Annotated in this window: 17 protein-coding genes and 1 tRNA gene; 7 read left to right on the forward strand and 11 right to left on the reverse strand. The window is 75.0% G+C overall.

All coding sequences use genetic code 11. The features are described 5' to 3' along the window. Position 1: 1 nt before the first annotated feature. Genes MA879_RS02840 through MA879_RS02850 form a run of 3 tightly spaced genes read right to left on the reverse strand, consistent with a single transcriptional unit; the run spans position 2 to position 3,005 of the window. Complete coding sequence (locus MA879_RS02840) at positions 2–1,141, reverse strand: tRNA (adenine-N1)-methyltransferase (RefSeq protein WP_248123306.1); 1,140 nt, start codon at positions 1,139–1,141, stop codon at positions 2–4. Further along, the gene (locus tag MA879_RS02845) at positions 1,138–2,313 is read right to left on the reverse strand and encodes a site-2 protease family protein (RefSeq protein ID WP_248123308.1); all 1,176 of its coding nucleotides are present in this window, start codon (positions 2,311–2,313) and stop codon (positions 1,138–1,140) included. Before MA879_RS02845 ends, MA879_RS02840 begins: the two co-directional genes overlap by 4 nt. After that, entirely contained in the window at positions 2,310–3,005 is a 696-nt protein-coding gene (locus tag MA879_RS02850; RefSeq protein WP_248123310.1) for an HAD family hydrolase, read from the reverse strand. The genes MA879_RS02845 and MA879_RS02850 overlap by 4 nt, the downstream gene beginning before the upstream one ends. Positions 3,006–3,084: 79 nt before the next feature. Here MA879_RS02850 and MA879_RS02855 point away from each other — a divergent pair, with 79 nt between their 5' ends. Next, on the forward strand, positions 3,085–4,068 hold the full coding sequence (locus MA879_RS02855; protein ID WP_248123312.1) for a proteasome assembly chaperone family protein: 984 nt from the start codon (positions 3,085–3,087) through the stop codon (positions 4,066–4,068). A 40-nt stretch (positions 4,069–4,108) separates the two neighbouring features. Here the strand turns inward: MA879_RS02855 and mshC are convergent, their stop codons facing one another. From mshC to MA879_RS02870, 3 genes are all read right to left on the reverse strand, one after another. Continuing rightward, positions 4,109–5,380, reverse strand: coding sequence for a cysteine--1-D-myo-inosityl 2-amino-2-deoxy-alpha-D-glucopyranoside ligase (gene mshC / locus MA879_RS02860; RefSeq protein ID WP_248123314.1), 1,272 nt, complete (start codon positions 5,378–5,380; stop codon positions 4,109–4,111). A 53-nt stretch (positions 5,381–5,433) separates the two neighbouring features. Next, positions 5,434–6,267 carry an undecaprenyl-diphosphate phosphatase gene (locus MA879_RS02865; protein ID WP_248123316.1) on the reverse strand — a complete coding sequence of 278 codons (834 nt, stop codon included), beginning with the start codon at positions 6,265–6,267 and terminating at the stop codon, positions 5,434–5,436. A gap of 100 nt (positions 6,268–6,367) precedes the next feature. Further along, complete coding sequence (locus MA879_RS02870; protein WP_248123318.1) at positions 6,368–6,598, reverse strand: hypothetical protein; 231 nt, start codon at positions 6,596–6,598, stop codon at positions 6,368–6,370. Between the two features lie 87 nt (positions 6,599–6,685). On the opposite strand from MA879_RS02870, the gene MA879_RS02875 reads away from it, so the two are divergent. Further along, complete coding sequence (locus MA879_RS02875; RefSeq protein WP_248123320.1) at positions 6,686–6,925, forward strand: DUF5703 family protein; 240 nt, start codon at positions 6,686–6,688, stop codon at positions 6,923–6,925. Between the two features lie 49 nt (positions 6,926–6,974). Here the strand turns inward: MA879_RS02875 and MA879_RS02880 are convergent, their stop codons facing one another. Further along, entirely contained in the window at positions 6,975–8,297 is a 1,323-nt protein-coding gene (locus tag MA879_RS02880) for a M20/M25/M40 family metallo-hydrolase (protein ID WP_248123322.1), read from the reverse strand. A gap of 120 nt (positions 8,298–8,417) precedes the next feature. Here MA879_RS02880 and MA879_RS02885 point away from each other — a divergent pair. Both MA879_RS02885 and malQ read left to right on the forward strand, forming a co-directional pair. After that, positions 8,418–8,502 (forward strand) — tRNA-Leu (locus MA879_RS02885). A gap of 224 nt (positions 8,503–8,726) precedes the next feature. Next, complete coding sequence (gene malQ, locus MA879_RS02890) at positions 8,727–12,188, forward strand: 4-alpha-glucanotransferase (protein WP_248123324.1); 3,462 nt, start codon at positions 8,727–8,729, stop codon at positions 12,186–12,188. A 15-nt stretch (positions 12,189–12,203) separates the two neighbouring features. On the opposite strand, the gene MA879_RS02895 is transcribed toward malQ, so the two are convergent. From MA879_RS02895 to MA879_RS02905, 3 genes are all read right to left on the reverse strand, one after another. After that, entirely contained in the window at positions 12,204–13,103 is a 900-nt protein-coding gene (locus MA879_RS02895) for a MaoC/PaaZ C-terminal domain-containing protein (RefSeq protein WP_248123326.1), read from the reverse strand. Beyond that, a complete protein-coding gene (locus MA879_RS02900) occupies positions 13,100–14,464 on the reverse strand; it encodes a 3-oxoacyl-ACP reductase (RefSeq protein WP_248123328.1) in 1,365 nt (454 codons plus the stop codon). Before MA879_RS02900 ends, MA879_RS02895 begins: the two co-directional genes overlap by 4 nt. A gap of 72 nt (positions 14,465–14,536) precedes the next feature. Next, the gene (locus MA879_RS02905; RefSeq protein ID WP_248123330.1) at positions 14,537–15,874 is read right to left on the reverse strand and encodes an acetyl-CoA C-acetyltransferase; all 1,338 of its coding nucleotides are present in this window, start codon (positions 15,872–15,874) and stop codon (positions 14,537–14,539) included. A gap of 94 nt (positions 15,875–15,968) precedes the next feature. On the opposite strand from MA879_RS02905, the gene MA879_RS02910 reads away from it, so the two are divergent. Both MA879_RS02910 and MA879_RS02915 read left to right on the forward strand, forming a co-directional pair. Beyond that, entirely contained in the window at positions 15,969–16,643 is a 675-nt protein-coding gene (locus MA879_RS02910) for a TetR/AcrR family transcriptional regulator (RefSeq protein ID WP_248123332.1), read from the forward strand. Next, entirely contained in the window at positions 16,640–18,766 is a 2,127-nt protein-coding gene (locus tag MA879_RS02915) for an acyl-CoA dehydrogenase family protein (RefSeq protein ID WP_248123334.1), read from the forward strand. Before MA879_RS02910 ends, MA879_RS02915 begins: the two co-directional genes overlap by 4 nt. 98 nt (positions 18,767–18,864) lie before the next feature. On the opposite strand, the gene glgA is transcribed toward MA879_RS02915, so the two are convergent. Next, positions 18,865–20,061: a glycogen synthase gene (gene glgA / locus MA879_RS02920; RefSeq protein WP_248123337.1), complete on the reverse strand. Its 1,197-nt coding sequence runs from the start codon at positions 20,059–20,061 to the stop codon at positions 18,865–18,867. 110 nt (positions 20,062–20,171) lie between these two features. Between glgA and glgC the strand changes: the two genes are divergently transcribed. Beyond that, positions 20,172–21,416, forward strand: coding sequence for a glucose-1-phosphate adenylyltransferase (gene glgC / locus MA879_RS02925; protein ID WP_248123339.1), 1,245 nt, complete (start codon positions 20,172–20,174; stop codon positions 21,414–21,416). The last annotated feature ends 77 nt before the right edge of the window (positions 21,417–21,493 follow it).

Here is a 21,493-nt window from a genome sequence, read left to right on the forward strand (position 1 = left end):
GTCATCGGCTCTGGCCGTCGGCGTCCTGCCCCACCGTGCGGGGGTCCACGCCCTCCTGGGCGGCGCGGGCACGCCGGGCCTGGAGGCGCGCCTCCTTGGCCGCCTTGCGGGCCTTCTTGTCCGTCACGGGGCGCTCGCCGAGGGCCTGCGGGGTCCAGCGGGACTCGTCCGAGGGCTGCCAGGCCTCCACGTCCTCGGGTTTGAACTCGGACACCTTGGAGCGCTTCTTCAGCAGCAGGGCCTCCTCGCCGGTGGCCAGGCGGCGCGCGGTGAGCAGGAAGCCGGTGTGGGCCACCATGCGGTGGTCCGGGCGGACGGCCAGCCCGTCGAGGTGCCAGCCGCGCACGAGGGTCTCGTTGGCCTCCACCTGGGTGAACTTCCCGGAGTCCCGGATGGCCTCGGCCACGCGGGAGAGCTGCGTGGCGGTGGCGACGTAGTTCAGCCACACCCCGCCCGGGGCGAGGACCGTGGCCACGGCGTCGAGGCACTCCCACGGCGCGAGCATGTCCAAGACCACGCGGTCCACGGAGTGCGGGGCGTGGACCGTGAGCATCTCCTCCTGGGCGTCGCCGAGGTGGACGGACCACGCGGGGTGCTCGCCGCCGAAGAAGGACTCGACGTTGCCGCGCGCCACCTCGGCGAACTCCGCGCGGCGCTCGTAGGAGTGCAGCCGGCCGTGGTCCCCCACGGCGCGCAGCAGGGACATGGACAGCGCGCCGGAGCCCACGCCGGCCTCGACGACGACGGCCCCAGGGAAGATGTCCGCCTGCTGCACGATCTGTCCGGCGTCCTTGGGGTACACCACCGTGGCGCCGCGCGGCATGGAGAGCACGAAGTCGTTCAGCAGCGGGCGCAGCACCTGGTAGTCGTGACCCGAGGAGTTCTGCACCACGACCCCCTCGGGGCCGCCGATCAGGTCGTCGTGGCGCAGCACGCCCTGGTAGCTGTGGAACTCGCCGCCGGGCAGCAGGGTGATGGTGTTGAGCCGGCCCTTGGCGTCCTTGATCTGCACGCGCTGGCCCGCGCGCAGCGGACCGCGTCGGGCCGTCACGCCCGCGGGGACGTCCTGTGCAGTCACGCCCGCGGGGACGTCTCGCGCGCCGGACTCGTCAAGGGTGGGGGACGCGGGGGCGTCGGTCATGCTCGGTGCTCCTGGGGGTCGGTGGGCCGCGTGTCGGTGAGCGCGGTGAGGAGGGTCTCGCGGGGCAGCACGCCGCGCACGGTGCCGTGCGCGTCGGTGAGCACCCACACGGGGGTGTCGGTGAGGGGCGATGCACCGGGGCGGCCGTCCAGGGCGGCGAGGGCGGCGACGAGGTCGCCGCCGGCGGCGGGGAGCGCGTCGGCGTCGAGGATGGCCTCGGGTCCGACCGCACGGCACACGGCGGTCACGGGCGTGGTGGCGGCGTCCGCCGGCTCGAGAGCCTGGACCGCGGTGAGGTCGACGACGCCGCGGGGCCGGCCGGCGCCGTCGACGGCGACCCGGGCGGCGGACGCGTCCCCGACGGCGAGGGCCTCGGCCACGGACGCCGCCAGGGGCACCGCGACGGCGGGCAGGCGCAGGGCGTCCAGGCGGACCCGCTCGAGGCGTCGCCCCCACCGCCCGCGCTCGACGGCCTCGGAGGCCCCGCGCCACAGGGTGAGGGCCACCCACACCAGCAGCACGGTCATCACGAGGCCGGGCCGCTCGCCGCGGACCAGGGGTCCCACGAGGACGGCGAGCACGAGGCCGACGGCGACCGCCCGGCCGGCCCAGCCCGCGGCGGCCACGCCGCGGTCACGGGAGCCGGTGGCGGCCCACACGGCCGACTCGACCATGCGGCCGCCGTCCAGGGGGGCGCCGGGGAGCGCGTTGAACGCGGCGAGCAGGAGGTTGGCCCACACCGTCACGTCCAGGAGCAGCCCGGTGACCCCGCGGGCGCCGAGCGCCTCCGCCGCGCCCCACGCCAGGCCCGCGAGGACGAGGTTGGCCGCGGGCCCGGCCAGGGCGGTGGCCACGGAGCCGCCGGGGCCGGCGTGGGGTCCGCGGAACTGGGTGTGCCCGCCCCACAGGGTGAGCACGATCTCGTGGGGGCGCTGACCGAAGGCCCGCCCCACCACGGCGTGGGCGATCTCGTGGATCAGCACGGACAGGGCGAGGAGGACGGCGTAGGCACCGGCCACGAGCCACGCCCCGGCCCCCAGCTGGGGCAGTGCGCGCTCGACCTGGGGGCCGAACGCGAGGACCACGAACGCCGCCACCAGGGCCCACGCGGGGGCCAGGACCACGGGGGCGCCGGCCACCCTCCCCAGTCGGACGCCGCGGGCGGCGCTCATCCGCGCCCGCCCGGCCGGACGGCGGCGAGGTCGGCGAGCGTGCGTCCGGCGAGGGTGTCCCACTGCACGGTGGCGGCGCCCGAGGCCAGCGGCAGGGCGCTCGGGACGCCGACGGTGGGCAGCCCCGCCGCCATGGCGGCGCCCACCCCCACCGGCGAGTCCTCCACGGCCACGCAGTCCGCGGCCGTGAGACCGGGGAGGAACTCGCCGAGGCGGGCGAGGGCCAGCCGGTACGCCTCGGGGTCGGGCTTGCCGGCCCGCACCTCGTCCCCGGTGACGACGACGCGCAGGGCGCCCGCCGGGGCCTGCTCGGCGAGGACGCGGGCCAGGGGCGCATGGGACATGGTCACGAGGGCGCCGGGCACGTCGGTGTCCGCCTGGGCCGTGAGGAGCTCCAGCGCGCCCGGGCGCCACGGCGGGGCGTCGGCGACGCCGCGGGCCACCTCGCCCATGGTGACCGCGATGATCTCCTCCACCGGGAGGTCGAGGCCCGCCTCCTGGAGTCGGCGCGCGCCCACATCGAGGGGACGGCCGACGAGGGAGGCGGCGAGGCCCTCGGACCAACGGCCGCCGTGCTCTTCCACGAGACGGCGCTGGACGGCGTTCCACAGCGGCTCGGTGTCCACGAGGGTCCCGTCCATGTCCCACAGCACGGCGGCGGGCAGGCGGGGGTGCTCGTCAGAGGCGGACATGCCCCCCATCCTATCGAGCCAGCGGCGGGCCGGGGCGCCGGGGCTGACCCGGCGGCGTGGCCCGCCTAGGGTGACGGGCATGACCGATGCACCCGCCCCGGATCCGCGGGAGCCCCTCGAGGGGCTCCCGGCCGACGACGTCGAGGACCGCCTCGGCGCCCTTCGCGCGCACCTGACGGCCACGGTGCCCGACCTCGAGGCGGGCCGTCGGCCACCCACGGTCCTGCTGGTGGCCTTCGAGGGATGGAACGATGCCGGTGAGGCCGCCACGGGCGCGCTCGCCGCCCTGCGCGCCCAGTGGGACGCCTCCGACGCCGGCCGGGTGTGCGACGGCGAGTACTACGACTACCAGGTGACCCGGCCCGTGGTCCGGCGGGATCCGGACGGACTGGGCGCGTTGCAGTGGCCGGCGCTGGACCTGCACGAGACGCACCTCGACGCCCGCGGCCGGCCCCTCCTGGATGAGCCCGCTCCCGCGGACGGCCTGCGCGTCCTGCTGGCCTCGGGCGTCGAGCCGAACGTGCGCTGGCGGCCCTTCGTGGACGAGCTGCTGACCATGGCCGCCGGCGAGGACGTCGACGCCGTGCTCACCCTCGGCGCGCTGCTGGCGGACGTGCCGCACACCCGGCCGCTGCGCGCGCGGCCCACGTCGCCACTGGTGGACGTGCGCGTCGCGGTCGACGCCGGCCGGCCTGAGTACGAGGGGCCCACCGGGATCGTGGGGGTCGTGGCGGACGAGGCGGCGCGCCGAGGGTTCGCCTCGATCTCCCTGTGGGGCGCGGTCCCCCACTACGTGGCGCAGGCGCCGTCGCCCAAGACCCTGCTGGGTCTCGTGGAGGCGGTCGAGGACCTGCTGCACGTGCCCGTCATGACGCACGAGCTGGCTGACGACGCGCGGGCATGGCAGCGCGGCGTGGACGAGCTCGCCCGCGAGGACCCGGAGGTGGCCGCCTACGTGCGGCAGCTGGAGCGCAGCCAGGACGCGGAGGGGCTCCCCGCGGCGTCGGGCGAGGAGATCGCTCGGGAGTTCGAGCGCTACCTGCGGGGCCGAGGCGGGCGCTGACGCCGCCCGGGAGGGCAGGGCCGACCTCCGGCGGACCGGCTCAGCGCAGGACCAAGCCCAGCAGGGCGTCGGCCACCACGGCGACGTCGAGCGGGTCCTCGCCGGCCCCGTCCGCCGCGCCGACCGGCTCGCCCGAAGCCCACGCGTCGAGCACGCGGAGGGCGGCGGGGGCGTCGAGGTCCTCGGACAGGGCCGCGTGCGCCGCCGCGAGGACGGTGCGGCCGGCGCCCGCGTGCGGCCCGTCGAGGGCGGCGCGCCAGCGGGCCACACGCTCCTGGGCGGCGGCCAGCAGGTCCTCGGACCACTCCCAGTCGGAGCGGTAGTGGCGGTCCAGGATCGCGGCGCGGATGGCCACCGGCTCGACGCCGCGGGCGCGCAGCCGGGAGACGAGCTCGAGGTTCCCGAGGGACTTGGACATCTTCTGCCCGTCCAGGGCGACCATGCCCGAGTGCAGGTAGGTGCGGGCCAGGGGACGCCCGTCGACGGCCGTGGCGTGCGCGGCGGAGAACTCGTGGTGCGGGAAGCGCAGGTCGGATCCGCCGCCCTGCACGGTGAGGGGGGCGGGGAGGTGCTCACGCGCGATCACCGAGCACTCGATGTGCCAGCCCGGTCGGCCTTGACCAAGGGTGCGGCCGTCCCAGGCGGGCTCGCCGTCCCGGTGGACGCGCCACAGCAGCGGGTCGAGCGGGTCGCGCTTGCCCGGCCGGTCGGGGTCGCCGCCGCGCTCGGGGAACACCGCGGCCATCTCGGCCGGGCTCAGGGCGCCGATCGCCCCGAGGCGCCAGCCGCCTCGGGCCTCGGCCGCGCGCACGTCGAAGTACACGTCTCCGTCGGGCTCCCCGTCGCAGCCGGGGACCCGGTACGCGGTGCCGTCCGCGAGCATCGCCTGCACCGCGTCCACCACGAGGCCGATCGCCTCGGTGGCGCCCACGTAGTGGTCCGGCGCGAGCACGTTCAACGCGGCCATGTCCGTGCGGAACAGCTCGGTCTGGTCCTCCGCAAGGGCGCGCCAGTCCACGCCGGTGGCCTCCGCCCGTTCCAGCAGCGGGTCGTCCACGTCCGTGACGTTCTGGGTGTAGGCCACCTCGAGGCCCGCCGCCCGCCAGTAGCGCTGGAGCAGGTCGAACGACACGTACGTGGTGGCATGGCCCAGGTGCGTGGCGTCGTAGGGGGTGATCCCGCAGACGTACAGGGAGGCCCGCTCGGCGTCGTTGCCGGGATGCCGGAGGGACTGGGAGGCCGTGTCGAAGACCCGCAGGCGGTCCGGCTGCACGGGCAGGGCGGCGGGCGCGGGGGTGGACCAGGTCTTCACGGTGCTCCTGTTCTGGGCGTCGGTGGGGCGGGCGGTCGCTGCGACTGCGGGGGTCAGGCGGAGATGAGGCCGGCGCCGAGCAGGGCGTAGAGGCCCAGGCCGAGGGCGATCCGGTACCAGACGAACGGCATGTACGAGTTGGTGGTGATGAACTTCATCAGCCACGCGATCACGGCGAGGCCCACCACGAACGCGATCACCGTGGCCACGGCGGTCTCCCCCATCCCGTAGGGGCCGTCCTGGCCGGGCTCCACGATCACCTGGGCCAGCTTGTAGAGGCCGGAGGCGAAGACCGCGGGCACGGCCAGCAGGAAGGCGTAGCGGGCCGCGGCCTCGCGGGTGTAGCCCATGGCCAGACCCGCGGTGATGGTGCCGCCGGAGCGGGACACGCCGGGGATGAGGGCGAGGGCCTGGGCGAACCCGAAGATGAGGCCGTCCTTCACCGTCAGACGGGTCAGCGGCTTCGTCTGGCGGCCGAGGCGGTCGGCCAGGGCCAGGAGCACGCCGAACACGATCAGCATGGTGGCCGTGATCCACAGCGAGCGGAACTCAGTGTCGATCCAGTCCTCGAGGAGCAGGCCGAGCACACCGATCGGCACGGAGCCGATGATGATCAGCCAGCCCATCCGCACATCCGGGTCGGAGTGCGGGATCCGGCCCGCCACCGCCTGGAACCACCGCCCGATGATCCGGGTGATGTCCTTCCAGAAGTAGATGAGGACCGCCAGCTCGGTGCCGAGCTGGGTGATGGCGGTGAACGCCGCCCCGGGGTCGGCCGCCGAGGGCAGGAACTCGCCCACGATCCGCAGATGCGCGGAGGAGGAGACGGGCAGGAACTCGGTCAGGCCCTGCACGAGGCCCAGGATGATTGCTTCGATCCACGTCACGAGGGGTCACTGTACGTCATGGCCCCGGGCTCCCCCGGGGGCCGTGACGCGCGTCTCGGACATGGCCGCCGGGCCGCTGCGTCGTGGCCCGAGGCGGCGGTCAGGCGCCGCCGGAGAGGTCCTGGTCCTCGTCGTCGAAGAGGTCCAGCGGGGTGACCTCCTCGGTCTCGGCGTAGAGGGCGTCCTCATAGGCCTCGAACGCGTCCGCGACGGCGAAGAACGCGGCCTCGACGGCCGGATCGTCCTCCCCGCGGCGGTTCTGGGCGGCGACGAGGTGCTCGTTGAGGGCGGATGTGAGGGCCTCGAGGGCGGTGCGGGCGTCAGAGCTCATGGGGGCACCGTATCCCGCCCTCCGCTCCCCTGCCAGGGCGGCCGTGCCGGTGCGGCGGACGGGGCTGCGTCTGCCAGCATGGACGCCATGCGTGAGCAGCTCATGTCCTCGACCCTGGACTCGATCACCCGCGGCCAGAAGTGGGAGTACCTCGTCCTCACCGTGGCCCCGCACGAGTCCCTCGGCGATGCCCGCCGCCGCCTCGTCGACCACGCCGAGTACGGCGGATGGGAGCTCCAGCGCTCCGTGCACTACCGGGGCGGCGCCCGCCAGCACTGGATGCGCCGACGGGTCATGCGCGTGGCGTCCACGCTGGACCCGCGCTGAGCACGGGCGGAGGACGACGACGCCGGGGCGCGACGTCGTCGTCCTGTGCTCAGCGCGGCTCGAGCATCCGCTCGAGGACCCGGCAGCCGAAGCGCAGGGCGTCCACGGGGACCCGTTCGTCGATGCCGTGGAACAGGGACGTGAACGCGAGGTCGGGGGGCAGGCGCAGCGGGCTGAACCCGTAGCCGGTGATGCCGAGCCGGGCCAGGGACTTGTTGTCCGTGCCCCCGCCGAGCATGAACGGCAGCACTTCCGCGCCGGGGTCCTCGGCCTGGAGGGCGTCCACCATGAGCTCCACGAGGTCGCCGGAGAAGGGCACCTCCAGCCCGATGTCCTGGTGCTCGGGGGAGAACGTCACGCCCTCCCCCGCCAGCTCGGCGAGCCGGCGCATCGTCTGCTCCTCTTCGCCCGGGATGAGCCGGACGTCCACGGTGCCGGTGGCCGAGGACGGGATCACGTTGTGCTTGTACCCGGCGCTCATGCCCGTGGGGTTGGACGAGGTGCGCAGGGTGCCGGCCACCCAGGTGCGCGCGTGGCCGAGGGCCTCGAGCTGCGGCGTGGGGTCCGCCTCGTCGAACGTCGTGCCGGTGATCTCCGCGACCGCCTCGAGCAGCTGGCGGGTGGTCTTGGTGTAGGAGAGGGGCCATTCGTGCCGGCCGATCCGGTCCAACGCTCCGGCCAGGCGGGTCACCGCGTTGTCCGGGTGCGGCGCGGAGCCGTGGCCCGGGGCGCCCTCGGCGCGCAGGTTCAGCCAGGCCAGGCCCTTCTCCGCGGTCTGCACGAGATAGGCACGGGTGCCGGCCACCTCCGTGGAGAAGCCGCCGACCTCGCTGATCGCCTCGGTGCAGCCGGCGAACACCTCCGGGTGGTGGTCCACGATCCACCGGGCCCCGTACACGCCGCCGGCCTCCTCGTCGCCGAAGAAGGCCACGGTGAGCGGCCGGCGCGGGCGGCGGCCCGTGCGGGCCAGGTGGAGCAGGACCGAGAGGACCATCGCGTCCATGCCCTTCATGTCCACGGCGCCGCGACCCCACACCATGCCGTCCTTGAGCTCGGCGCCGAAGGGGTCCACGGACCACTCCTCCGCCTCGGCCGGGACGACGTCCGTGTGGCCGTGCACCACGAGACCCGGGGCCTCCGGGTCCCAGCCCGGGAGGTGCCCCACCACGGAGACGCGGCCGGGCGAGGACTCGAACAGCCGTGGCTCCATGCCTGCGCGGCGCATCAGGTCCGCGCAGAGCTCGGCGGCCTCGGGCTCGCCGACGGAGACGTTGCCGCCGCGGTTGGTCGTGTCGATCCGGATCAGGTCCCGGCAGATCTGCACGACGTCGGCGTCGGGGGTGGACGGGGACTCGGGGGCGTGGTCGACCATGGATTTGAGCCTACCGCCGGGACCGTGCTACTGTTCTCGAGTTGCCTTCCCGAGGACGCCGAGAGATCGGGGCCGGACGGAGGCGCTCGGATCGCCGTTCCGACGGCGGTACACGGATGAGCGCGAGTGGCGGAATTGGTAGACGCGCAGCGTTGAGGTCGCTGTGTCCCACAAGGACGTGGGGGTTCAAGTCCCCCCTCGCGCACTGCTCACCAGCACGACGGCCCCGGTCCCCAGCGGATCGGGGCCGTCGTCGTTCCCGGGCGCGCCCGCCGGGGCTCCCGACGCGTCGCGACGGAACCGCGGCCGTGGTCGTGCACCTGGTGGACAGCCCCGCCGCGGCGCTCGGATCCGCCTAGAGTGGAGGCATGTGTGCGCCGCCCCCGGGACCGCGCTCACTCGGCGACGGCGACGGAGGACATCACGGACATGGCGGAGAACGCACGCACGCTCCTGCATCGGCTGGCCCGCGCGCACGGAGTGCAGACCCGGTACACGGGCCAGGACGGCTCGGAGCAGTCGGTGGGGGACGAGACGCTCATCCGCGTGCTGGCCGCGCTCGGCGTGGGCGTCGACGCGCGAGGGGTGGCCGGCCTCACGACGGCCCTCGAGGACGCCGAGCTCGCACCGTGGCGCCGCACGCTGCCGCCCACCGTGGCCGTACGCCGCGGCCACCGCGCCACCGTCCCGGTGCACGTGGCGCCCGGGGCGGACATCACCGCGGTCGTCCGGCTGGAAGACGGCGGCGAGCGCGGCCTGTCGGCGACGACCCCCCTCGGGCAGCCCCGGCTCGTGGACGGCCAGGAGCGTGTGCGCCTCGACCTGGAGGTCCCGGACGACCTGCCGCTCGGCTGGCACCGGATCGAGGTCCGCAGCGGCCGCGGGTCCGTCCACACCGCCACGCTGATCTGCGCCCCGGACCGGCTCACCACGGCGGCCCCCTTCCTGGCCCGCCGCGGCTGGGGCGTGGCCGCCCAGGGGTACTCCGTGACCTCCGAGGGCTCGTGGGGCATGGGCGACATCGCGGACGCCGCCGCGGTGGCCGAGCACGCGGCTGCCCACGGGGCGGACTTCGTCCTGCTGCACCCCCTGCACGCGATCGAGCCGGGGCCGCATCCCACCGACTCGCCCTACTCCCCCGTGTCCCGGCGCTTCCTCTCCGCCCTGCTGATCCGGGTGACCGGGATCCCCGAGTTCGCCGCCCTGCCCGCCCACGAGCAGGCGGAGCTGCGCGCGGCGGGCGCCCGCGCCCAGGCGGCGCTGCTCGAGGGCGGCCGCGTGGACCGCTCCGCCGCGGCGGCGGCCCTGTGGCCGGCCCTGCGGCGCGTGTGGCAGGTGCCCCGCACCCCGGAGCGGGAGGCCGATTACGCGGCGTTCCGCCGCGGTCAGGGCCCGGGCCTGGACGACTTCGCCCTGTGGTCCGTCCTGCGGCTCGAGGCCCAGGCCGCCGACTCCGCCGCCCCGCACCCGCAGGACCCGGAGCAGGCCCCCGGCGGGCCCGAGGCCGAGACCGTGCGTGCCGAGCGGGCCGACGACATCGACTTCCACCGCTGGGTGCAGTGGGTCGCCGACGGCCAGTTGGCCGCCGCCCAGCACCGGGCCCGCGCGGCGGGGATGCGCCTGGGCGTCATGCTCGACCTGGCGGTGGGCGCGACGCGCGGCTCCGCCGACGCGTGGATGCTCGGCGACGTGCTCGTGCCCGACATGTCCGTGGGCGCCCCTCCCGAGGTGTTCAACCAGCTGGGCCAGGACTGGTCCCAGCACCCGTGGCACCCGGTCCGCCTGGCCGAGACCGGCTACGCGGCCTTCCGGGACATGGTGCGCACCGTGATCGCCCACGCGGGCGGGCTGCGCATGGACCACGTCCTCGGACTGTTCCGCCTGTGGTGGATCCCGGAGGGCATGGGTGCGCCCGACGGCGCGTACGTGGAGTACGACCACGAGGTCCTGCTGGCCGTGCTGACCCTGGAGGCCGAGCGCGCCGGGGTCGTGGTGATCGGCGAGGACCTCGGCACCTTCGAGCCGTGGGTGCAGCGCCGCCTCGCCGAGGCGGGGATCCTGGGCACGTCCATCCTCTGGTTCGAGCAGCAGGACGGGGTGCCCACTCCGCCGGAGCGCTACCGCCGGCTCTGCCTGGCCGCCGTGAACACCCACGACCTGCCGCCCACGGCCGGGTACCTCGAGGGCGTCCACCTGGATCTGCGGGAGCGGCTGGGCCTCTACACGGTGGACGTCGCCCAGGAGCGCCGGCGCTCCGCAGCCGAGGTGGAGGCGTTCCTGACGGCGGCGCGGGAGCGGGGGCTGCTGGAGACCACCGGCCCGGACGGCGCGGAGACCCGCGAGGACCAGGTGGTGGGACTGCACCGTCTGCTCGCGCAGGCACCCTCCGCGCTGCACTGCGTGTCCCTCGTGGACGCGGTGGGCGAGCGGCGCATCCAGAACCAGCCCGGCACCCGGCAGGAGCAGTATCCGAACTGGACGGTCCCGCTGGGCGATCCCGAGGGGCGCACGCTCACCGTCGAGGACCTGCCGCGCACCCCGTCCGTGGCGCGTCTCTACGACGCCGTGGAGGCCGAGCTCCGCGAGGCCGTCCCGGTCGGCGTGGTGGTGTCCCTGCACACCTCCCCGCTCGCGCAGCCCGGGCGCGGTGACGCCGGCGGCATGAACGTGTACGTGCGGCAGTCGGCCCGTGCCCTGGCCCGCCGCGGCCTGCGCATGCTCCTGCTGACCCGGGCGGAGGAGCCGGTGGACGGCGCCCGCGTCACCGAGCTGCCCGCCGAGGACGGGGCACCGGCGGTCACCGTCGTGGAGCTGGCCGCCGGTCCCGCCGCGCCGGTCGCCAAGGAGGAGCTCGCCGGCCACCGGGGCGCGTTCACCGCGGCCGCCCGCGCCTGGCTGTCCTCGGACGCCGTCCCCGGCGGGGCCCTGCTGGGCGACGACGGCGGGGCTCGCGCCCGGTCGCGCCGCGTGGCCTTCGTCCACGGGCACTACTGGCTGTCCGCGGCCACGGCCCAGGCTCTGGCCGTGGATCTCGCCGCCCCGCTGCTGCAGACCATGCACACGACGGGCGCCGTCAAGGTCGTCGAGGACGAGGGGCACGCCGAGCCGCGCGAGCGCCTCGAGGCCGAGGCCGCGCTCGTGCACGCAGCCGACCTCCTGATGGTGAACTCCCCCGCCGAGGCGCGCGAGCTGCAGGGCGCCTTCGGCGTGGACCGCCGGCGGCTGCGGGTGCTGCCCCCCGGCGTCGACCTGCAGGTGTTCACCCCCGAGGGTCCCGCCGCCTGGCCGGGGCCGGACGCCCAGGGCGATGCGGACGGCCCCGAGGCGTCCCCGCTGCGGGTCCTGTTCGCCGGTCGCGTCCAGCGGCACAAGGGCCCGCACCTGCTGGTCGAGGCGCTCGCCGAGCTGCGCGCCCGGGCCGGAGGCGGGGACCCCGGCGTGCGCGTGCACGTCAACGGGGAGGCCTCCGGTCCCGAGACGCTGGACGTGATCGCCCTGGCCGGCCGGCGCGGCGTGTCCGACCTGGTCAGCGCGTCCGCGCCCGTCCCGCCGGCGCGGCTGGCCGAGCAGATGCGGGGCGCCGACGCCGTCGCCCTCCCCAGCGCCTCCGAGACCTACGGACTCGTGGCGGTGGAGGCGCAGGCGTGCGGCACCCCGGTCCTCGCCCACCGCGTGGGCGGGCTCGTGCATGCCGTCCAGCACGGCGTCTCCGGCGTGCTCGTGCACCCGAACACCGCCAAGGCGTGGGCGGACGCGCTCGAGCGCGTCCGCGGGGACCGCCCCGCCTGGGTCGCCATGTCCCCCGCGGCGGTCCGCCACGCCCGCGGCCACTCCTGGGACGACTGGGCGGAGTCCCTGCTGACGTCGCTCGGGGAGCTGCCGCGCGGCTGATCCCGGCTGTGGGGGTCAGCCGCCGATCGGTGCGATCGAGCCGGTGAAGTGCCGCCGGCCGCGGCGGGGGTCCCACCCGGTCACGGCGGTGGCCCCCGCGGCCTCTTCGGCGTAGCGGACGGCCACGCGCGCCGGCAGGACCACGGGCGCCTCGAACCCGATCTCCCAACGGAACCCGGCCTCGGCCGGCTCCCGGCTCTGGAGCATGCGGGCCGCCAGCAGCATCCCGTGGGCGATCGCCCCGCGCTGGCCGAAGGCCTTCGCCGTGGGGCCGGAGAGGTGGATCGGGTTCCAGTCCCCCGAGACGCGGGCGTAGGACCGCCCCGCCCCGCCGCTGAGGGTCCACTGGGCCGTGGGGGCCGGAGCCGTCCACTCGTCCCGGGCGGGCCGCTCCGGGCGCAGCGGAGACACGTGCACGCCACGCGCCAGATACCGGGAGACGCCCTCCCAGGCCGGCGCGACGTCGTCGGCCGCATCCGCCTCCCGCACCTGCACCAGCAGGTCCACCGCGGTGCCGGCGTGATGCGGGACCAGGCCCACCGCCTCGGCGCTCACGGTCAACGGGCGTCCGGCGGCCACGGGGCGGCGGTGCGTCACCGTGTTGGTGAGGTGCACCATGCCCGGCAGGGGCAGGGGGAACTCCGGATCCGCCATGAGCGCCATGGCCGCGCCGAACACCTGGGTGTGCACCAGCACGGAGGGCAGGGCGTCCGGGTCCACGGGGCCGACGCCCTCGCGCCACCGCCGCAGCGCATCCTCATCGATCCGATGGTCGGCCACCACCAGGCGGAGGCCGGGCAGCTCCGCGGGCCGGGACCGGCGGGACAGGGCGTCGCGGCCAGCCTGGGCGGCGGCGCCGGCATACAGCGGGGCCAGCGCGGGCATGGCGTCCCGGGTGCGGGTCTGCACGCTCATGCTCCCATCATCGCCTGGCCGCACACGCGCAGCGTGGTGCCGTTGACGCCGGAGGCGCCGGGCGAGGCGAGGAAGGCCACGGCCTCGGCCACGTCCTCCGGCCGGCCGCCCTGCTGCAGGGAGCTCAGGCGGCGGCCGAGCTCACGGGTGAGCAGCGGGATGCGCGCGGTCATCTCGGTCTCGATGAAACCGGGCGCCACCGCGGTGATGCCGCCGCCGCGGGCGGCGAGCACCGGGGCGGTGGCGGCGGTCAGGCCCATGACGCCGGCCTTGGAGGCGGCGTAGTTGGTCTGGCCGCGGTTGCCCGCGATGCCGGAGATGGACGCCAGGCCCACGATCCTCAGGTCCCGGGCCACGGTGTCGCGGGCGTCCTCGGCGAGCAGGACCTCGTTGATCGCCAGCTGGGAGGCGGTGTTGACCGCCAGGACGGCGTCCCATCGGGCAGCGTCCATGTTCGCCAGCATGCGGTCCTTGGTGATGCCGGCATTGTGCACGACCACGTCCAGACGGCCGTGGCGGGCCCGCGCGTGCTCGAGCAGGCGCCGCCCGGCGTCGGGGGCGGTGATGTCGAGGGCCAGGGCGGTGCCGCCCAGCTCATTGACCAGGCGCATCAGGTCCTCGCCCGCCGCGGGCAGGTCCACGCCGATCACGGTGGCCCCGTCCCGGGCCAGCGTCCGCAGGATGGCCGCGCCGATGCCCCGGGCCGCGCCCGTGACGACGGCGACCCGCCCCGCCAGCGGGGCCTCGGACTCCCCCTCTGGCGACGAGGGCGCCGGGGTGCCCGGGCCCACCGGCAGCGGCTGCCCGGAGACGAACGCCGACCGCGGCGAGAGCAGGAACGCCAGCGCCCCGGCGGGGCCGGCGTCGGAGAGCGCGGCCCCGTCGCGCAGCAGCAGCGCGTTGGCGGTGCCGCCGCGGCGCATCTCGTGCGCCAGCGAGCGGGTCAGGCCGATCACGCCGGCGCGGGCGGCCTGCTCGGCCGCGTCCTCCGCCTGCTCGGGATCCCGCACCACGGTCACCACGTGGGCGCTGGCACCGAGCGAGCGCAACGCCCCGCCCAGGGCCAGTGCGGTGGCGGACAGCTCCCCGGGGTGGGTGACGGCGTCGAAGCACGCGACGACGCCGGTCAGGCCGCCCTCAGCGGGCGCGTCGCCCACAGGGCGGGCGCCGACGGCACTCACCAGGGCGCGCGCCTGCTCGGCGCCGGGCCCCTCCCCGAGGACGAGGACGTCCCCGGCGAACTCCGGCGTGCCCGCCTCGAGGCGGCGCAGCTGCGCGGGGCGGGGCAGACCGAGGGCACCGGTGAGCCGGCGGCCCAGGGGGCTGCGGACGAGGTCTCCGTAGGGGTCGGAGGAGGGCATGGCAGTCCTTTCAGTGCCAGCGGGGGACCGCGCCGGCCAGGGTCGGGAGGGGAGAGGGCGGGGCGGGGTCGCTCAGCGCCCGCGGAGCAGGGCGACGATCCCCTGGCCGCCGGCGGCGCAGACCGAGACCAGGCCGAGGGAGCCCTCGCCTGCCTGGTGCAGGGTCTGGGAGAGCAGGCCCACGACGCGGCCGCCGGTGGCGGCGAACGGGTGGCCGGCCGCCAGCGAGGAGCCGTGCACGTTGAGCTTGGCGCGGTCCACGGAGCCGAGCGCGCCGGACAGGCCCAGGCGCTCGCGGCAGAAGGACTCGTCCTCCCATGCGGCCAGCGTGGCCAGCACGGTGCCGGCGAAGGCCTCGTGGATCTCGACGAAGTCGAGGTCCTGAAGCGTCAGGCCGTGGCGGTCCAGCAGGCGCGGCACGGCGTACACCGGCGCCATGAGCAGGCCGTCCCGGCCGTCCACGAAGTCCACGGCGGCGTTCTCCACGTCCACCACCTCGGCGAGCACGGGCAGGCCGCGCTCGGCCGCCCAGCCCTCGGAGGAGAGCAGCACGGCGGACGCGCCGTCGGTGAGGGGGGTGGAGTTGCCCGCGGTCATGGTGGCCTCGTCCCCGAGGTGGCGGCCGAAGGCGGGCTTGAGCTTCGCCAGCTTCTCCACCGAGGAGTCCGGGCGGAGGTTGTTGTCCCGGGTCAAGCCGCGGAAGGGGGTGACGAGGTCGTCCATGACGCCGGCGTCGTAGGCCGCGGCGAGGCGCTGGTGGCTGGCGGCGGCCAGCTCGTCCTGGGCCTGGCGGGTGATGCCCCACTCGTGGGTGGTGAGGGCCTGGTGCTCGCCCATGGACATGCCGGTGCGGGGCTCGCCGGCGCCGGCGGGCTGGGGCACCAGGTGCCCCGGGCGCAGCCGGGAGACGGCGCGGACGCGGTCCTTGAGGGTCTTGGCGGCGTTGAGGTCGAACAGGACCCGGCGGGCGCCGTCGGTGTAGCTCACCGGGGAGTCGGAGATGGAGTCCACGCCGCCACCGATGGCGGAGTCGATCCGGCCCAGGCGGATCTTGTCCGCGAGCGTGCCGATGGCCTCCATGCCGGTGGCGCAGGCCACCTGCACGTCCGCGGCGGGCGTCTCGGAGGACAGGGCGGAACCCATCACGCACTCGCGGGTGAGGTTGAAGTCACGGGGGTGCTTGAGCACGGCACCGGCGGTGACCTGGCCGAGGCGCTCCCCCTGGAGGCCGAAGCGGGCGACGAGGCCGTCGATCGCGGCGGTCAGCATCTCCTGGTTGGTGACCTCGCGGTACGCGGTGTGCGCGCGGGCGAAGGGGATGCGGTTGGAGCCCACCACGACGGCGGGTCGCAGCGCGCCCCCGGCGAGGGCGGGGCGGTCGGTGGCGGGGGTGCGGGGTTCGGTGCTCATGGCGGTCCTTCCGTCGGGCGGCGCCCGGGATCGGCTGGGGCGCATCGTCACGCCCTGAAGACTGATACCGAGCGTACCTGATACATTGGGTCTTGTGAAACAAGACACAGTGGACCCCGCGGTCCGCGACGGGCGCAGCTCCCGTTGGGACCGGCACCGCGCTCGGCGCCGCCGCGAGCTGGTGCGAGCCGCCCGCGAGGCGGTGCACGAGCTCGGCCCCGGCGTCTCCATGGAGGAGATCGCGGCGCACGCCGGCACCTCCAAGTCCGTCTTCTACCGGTACTTCGGCGACCGTGCCGGCCTGCGCCGGGCCGTCGCCGAGCGGGTCACCGAGCGGGTCGAGCAGCGCCTGCGCGAGGCCGCGGACAGCTCGCCGGACGGCCCCTCCGCCCTGCACCGCATGGTGGCGGAGTGCCTCGCCGTGGCCTCCTCCTCCCCCGCCGTGTACGCCTTCGCCATCACGGAGGCGGAGCCGGACGCGGACGGCGCCCCGGTGCTCGGCCCCTTCTTCGAGCGCGTGTCCCACGTCCTGGCCGACGGCCTCGCCCGGGCCCTGCCGGGCGAGGGCCTGTGGCCGGCCTCGCCGCTGTCACTGTGGCCGCGCGGCGCCGTCGGCATGGTGCGCGCCGTCGTCGAGGCCTGGCTCGCCGTCCCCGCGGACGACCGCCCCGGCCGTGACGAGACCGCCGACGCCGTCACGCGCTGGCTGCTGGACGGCCTGCACGCCCCCGCCCTGATTTCCCCCCCTGATCAAGGAGCACTGACATGACCACCACCACCCGTCCCGACACGGACGACACCCGCACCACCGCCCGCTCGGCGGAGACCCTCCCCCGCGATGTGGACGAGATCGCCCCCGAGCACCCCACGCCGGGCGCGCTCGACGCGGCGGCCCTGGAGGACGCCCTCCTGGGGCGCTGGGCCGACACCCGCCGCTCCGTGCGCGAGATCATCCGCGCCCCGCGGCTGCACCGCGACCCGCTGCTCGGCATGGACGAGCATCGGGAGCGCGTCCTGGGCCAGCTCCGCATCCTCGTGGAGGAGAAGACCGTGCACCGGGCCTTCCCGGCCGAGTTCGGCGGCGAGGACGACCACGGCGGCAACATCGCCGCGTTCGCGGACCTCGTGTTCGCGGACCCCTCCCTGCAGATCAAGGCCGGCGTGCAGTGGGGCCTGTTCTCCTCCGCGATCCTGCACCTCGGGACCGCCGAGCACCACCGCGCGTGGCTGCCCAGCGCCATGGACCTCAGCACCCCCGGCGCGTTCGCCATGACGGAGATCGGACACGGCTCGGACGTCGCCTCGATCGCCACGACGGCCACCTACGACGTGGACGCCCAGGAGTTCGTCATCCACACGCCGTTCAAGGCGGCCTGGAAGGACTACCTCGGCAACGCCGCCCTGCACGGCCGCGCGGCCACGGTGTTCGCCCAGCTGATCACGGGCGGCGTGAACCACGGCGTCCACTGCTTCTACGTGCCGATCCGTGACGAGGACGGGAACTTCCTGCCCGGCGTCGGCGGCGAGGACGACGGCCTCAAGGGCGGCCTCAACGGCATCGACAACGGTCGGCTGCACTTCACCCACGTGCGCGTGCCCCGCACAAACCTGCTGAACCGCTACGGGGACGTCGCCGAGGACGGCACGTACACCTCCCCCATCGCGTCCCCCGGGCGCCGCTTCTTCACCATGCTCGGCACGCTCGTGCAGGGGCGCGTCTCGCTCGCGCAGTCCGCGACCGGCGCGTCCTTCCTGGGCCTGCAGGGCGCGATCACCTACGCCGAGCAGCGCCGGCAGTTCAACGCGACCGACCCCGAGCGCGAGGAGCTGCTGATGGACTACCAGAACCACCAGCGCCGGCTGATCGACCGTCTGGCCCGCACGTACGCCGACCAGTTCTCCGCGAACGAGCTGCTGGAGAAGTTCGACCAGGTCTTCTCCGCGAAGGAGGCCTCGGACGATGACCGGCAGGAGCTGGAGACGCTCGCGGCGGCGTTCAAGCCGCTGACCACGTGGCACGCCCTGGACACCCTCCAGGAGTGCCGCGAGGCCACCGGCGGCATGGGCTTCATGGCCCGCAACCGCATCACCCAGCTGCGCGCCGACCTGGACATCTACGTGACCTTCGAGGGGGACAACAACGTCCTGCTGCAGCTCGTGGGCAAGCGTCTGCTCACGGACTACTCCCGGGAGTTCGGCCGCCTCAAGGTCGGCGCCGTGTCCCGCTACGTGGTCGCCGAGGCCTCGGACGCCCTGCATCGGGTGGGCCTGCACAAGGCCGTGCAGTCCGTGCAGGACCGCGGCGACGAGCGACGCTCCGCGAACTGGTTCAAGGACCCCGAGGTCCAGCGCTCCCTCCTCACCGACCGGGTCCGCACCCGGGTGGCCGACATCGCCGGCACCCTGGCGGACGCGCGGTCGCGCTCCCGTGCGGAGCAGGCGGCGGCGTTCAACACCCGCCAGCACGAGCTGATCGAGGTGGCCCGCATGCACGCCGAGCTGCTCCAGTGGGAGGCCTTCACCCGCGCGGTCGAGGCGCTCGAGGACGAGCAGACCCGCACGGTGCTGACGTGGCTGCGCGACCTGTTCGCCCTGCGCCTGATCGAGGACGACCTGGGCTGGTTCGTGGCCCACGGCCGCGTGTCCAGCCAGCGGGGCCGCGCCCTGCGCGGGTACGTCAACCGTCTGGCCGAGCGCCTGCGTCCGTTCGCCCTGGAGCTGACCCGCGCTTACGGGCTGAAGCCGGAGCACCTGCGGATGGAGATCGCCACGGACGCCGAGCGCATGCGCCAGGACGAGGCCGCCGCCCACTACGAGGCCCTGCGCGCCTCGGGCGAGGCCCCGGTGGACGAGAAGGTCCTCCGGGACCGGGAGAAGGCCGCCCGCCGCTGATCCGCCGGGTCGGCCTGTGCCGACACACCGGTGCACGAGGGCCCCCGCCGCAGCACGCGGCGGGGGCCCTCGTCGTCGCCGGCGTCCCGGCCGGCGGATCAGGCGGCCACGGAGCGGTAGACCTCCAGGGTCCGGTCGGCGATCGACTCCCACGAGAAGTGCTCGATGGCCCGCTCGCGGCCGGCGCGGCCCATCTCCTCGGCCCGCGCCGGGTCCTCCAGGACCCGCATGAGCGCGTCGGCGAGGTCGGCGGCGAAGGCCTCCTCGTCCACGGGGGTGCCGGTGCCGTCGTCGACCTGGTCCACGGGCACGAGCAGGCCGGTCACACCGTCCTCCACGACCTCCGGGATGCCGCCCACGGCGGAGGCGACGACGGCGGTGCCGCACGCCATGGCCTCGAGGTTGACGATGCCCAGAGGCTCGTACACGGACGGGCACGCGAACACGGTGGCCGCGGAGAGGATCTCCATGACCTCGGCCCGCGGGATCATGCCCTCCACCACCACGACGCCGTCACGCTCCTCGCGCAGGCGGGCGATCAGGCCGTTGACCTCATGGGCCAGCTCCTTGGTGTCCGGGGCGCCGACGCACAGCACGAGCTGGACGTCCTCGGGCAGGCGCAGGGCCGCGCGCAGCAGGTGCGGGACGCCCTTCTGGCGGGTGATGCGTCCGACGAACGCCACGGACGGGCGGGACGGGTCGATGCCGTGCTTCTCGAGGGCCGAGGTCCCGGTCCGGGGGGCCCACAGGCGCGTGTCGATGCCGTTGTGCACGGTGTGGACCCTCGCCGGGTCCACGTCCGGGTAGCAGCGCAGGATGTCCCTGCGCATGCCCTCGGACACCGCGATCACGGCGGCGGCGCCGTGGTAGGCGGTGGACTCCGCCCAGGAGGACAGGGCGTAGCCGCCGCCGAGCTGCTCGGCCTTCCAGGGGCGCAGCGGCTCGAGGGAGTGGGCGGAGAGCACGTGCGGGGTGTCGTGCATGAGCCCGCCCAGGTGCCCGGCGAGGTTGGCGTACCAGGTATGGGAGTGGATCACGTCCGCGCCCTCGAGGGGCTCCAGGATCGAGAGGTCCGTGGCGAGGGTCTGCACCGCGCCGTTGGCGGACTCGAACCCGGCCGGCTGTCCGTAGGTGTGGACGGTGGCGCCGTGGTAGTCGGCCTCGCGGGGCCCGCCGAAGGCGTGGACGCGGACGTCGGCCCGGGAGGCCAGGACGCGGGTCAGCTCGGCCACGTGGACGCCGGCGCCGCCGTAGACGGACGGGGGGAACTCTTTGGTCACGATGTCGATGCGCACGCCTCCAACCTAGTCCCCGCCCCGGGGGGCCGATAGTCTGGCGGGGCCCGGTCCGCGCAGGTCCGGCCGGGCCCGACGACGACGCCCAGTCACGAGGAAGTGGTCCCACGATGGTGCAGAAGAAGGTCCTCTCGGTGGTGCTCGCGGGTGGTGAGGGCAAGCGCCTCATGCCGCTCACCGCGGACCGCGCCAAGCCCGCCGTCCCGTTCGGCGGCACGTACCGGCTCATCGACTTCGCCCTGTCCAACCTGGTCAACTCCCGGTACCGGGAGATCGTGGTCCTGACCCAGTACAAGTCGCACTCGCTGGACCGCCACATCTCCGAGACCTGGCGCATGTCCACGATGCTCAACAACTACGTGGCCACCGTCCCCGCGCAGCAGCGCCGCGGCAAGGACTGGTTCACGGGCAGCGCGAACGCCATCTTCCAGTCCATGAACCTGATCTCGGACGCGCGCCCGGACATCGTCGTGGTCATCGGCGCGGACCACGTCTACCACATGGACTTCCAGCAGATGGTGGACCAGCACGTCGCCTCCGGCGCCAAGGCCACGGTGGCGGCGGTGCGCCAGCCGCTCGAGCTCGCCCCCTCCTTCGGCGTGATCGAGACCGACCCCGCCTCCCCGCAGCGCATCAAGGCGTTCGTGGAGAAGCCGGAGACCACCCCGGGGCTGCCGGACGACCCGGGCCAGTTCCTGGCCTCGATGGGCAACTACGTCTTCGACACGGACGCCCTCGTGGAGGCCCTCAACCGGGACGCCGCCGACCCGGACTCGGACAACGACATGGGCGGGGACATCATCCCGGCCTTCGTGGCCCGCGGCGAGGCCGGCGTGTACGACTTCACCACCAACGATGTCCCGGGCGGCACGCCCGGCAAGCACTACTGGCGCGACGTCGGCACGCTCGACTCGTACTACGACGCGCACATGGACCTCGTGCAGCCGTGGCCCGAGTTCAACCTCTACAACCGGGACTGGCCGCTGTACACGCGCCAGTCCGTGTCCCCGCCCGCCAAGCTCGTGCGCTCGGCCTCCCGCCGCCCCGGCACGGCCGGCGACTCGATCCTGTCCCAGGGCGTGGTCGTCTCCGGCGGCACCGTGGCGCAGTCCGTGCTCTCGACGGACGTCCGCGTCCAGAACGAGGCGTGGGTGGAGCAGTCCGTGCTGCTGGACTCCGTCGTCGTCGGCGAGGGCGCCCACGTGCGCAACGCCATCCTGGACAAGAACGTGGTGGTCCCGGCGGGGGCCCGCATCGGCTTCGACCGGGCCGAGGACGAGGCCAACGGCTACACCGTCACCGAGTCCGGCCTGACCGTCCTGTCCAAGGGCCAGAGGGTGCCCGACCCGCGCTGACCCCAGCGCGCCGTCCGCCGCGCCGGACCGCGCCCGCCGACCCCGTCCTCGATCCGAGGGCGGGGCCGGTGTGATGT

Source organism: Micrococcus lacusdianchii (assembly GCF_023155805.1).
Taxonomy (GTDB): domain Bacteria; phylum Actinomycetota; class Actinomycetes; order Actinomycetales; family Micrococcaceae; genus Micrococcus; species Micrococcus lacusdianchii.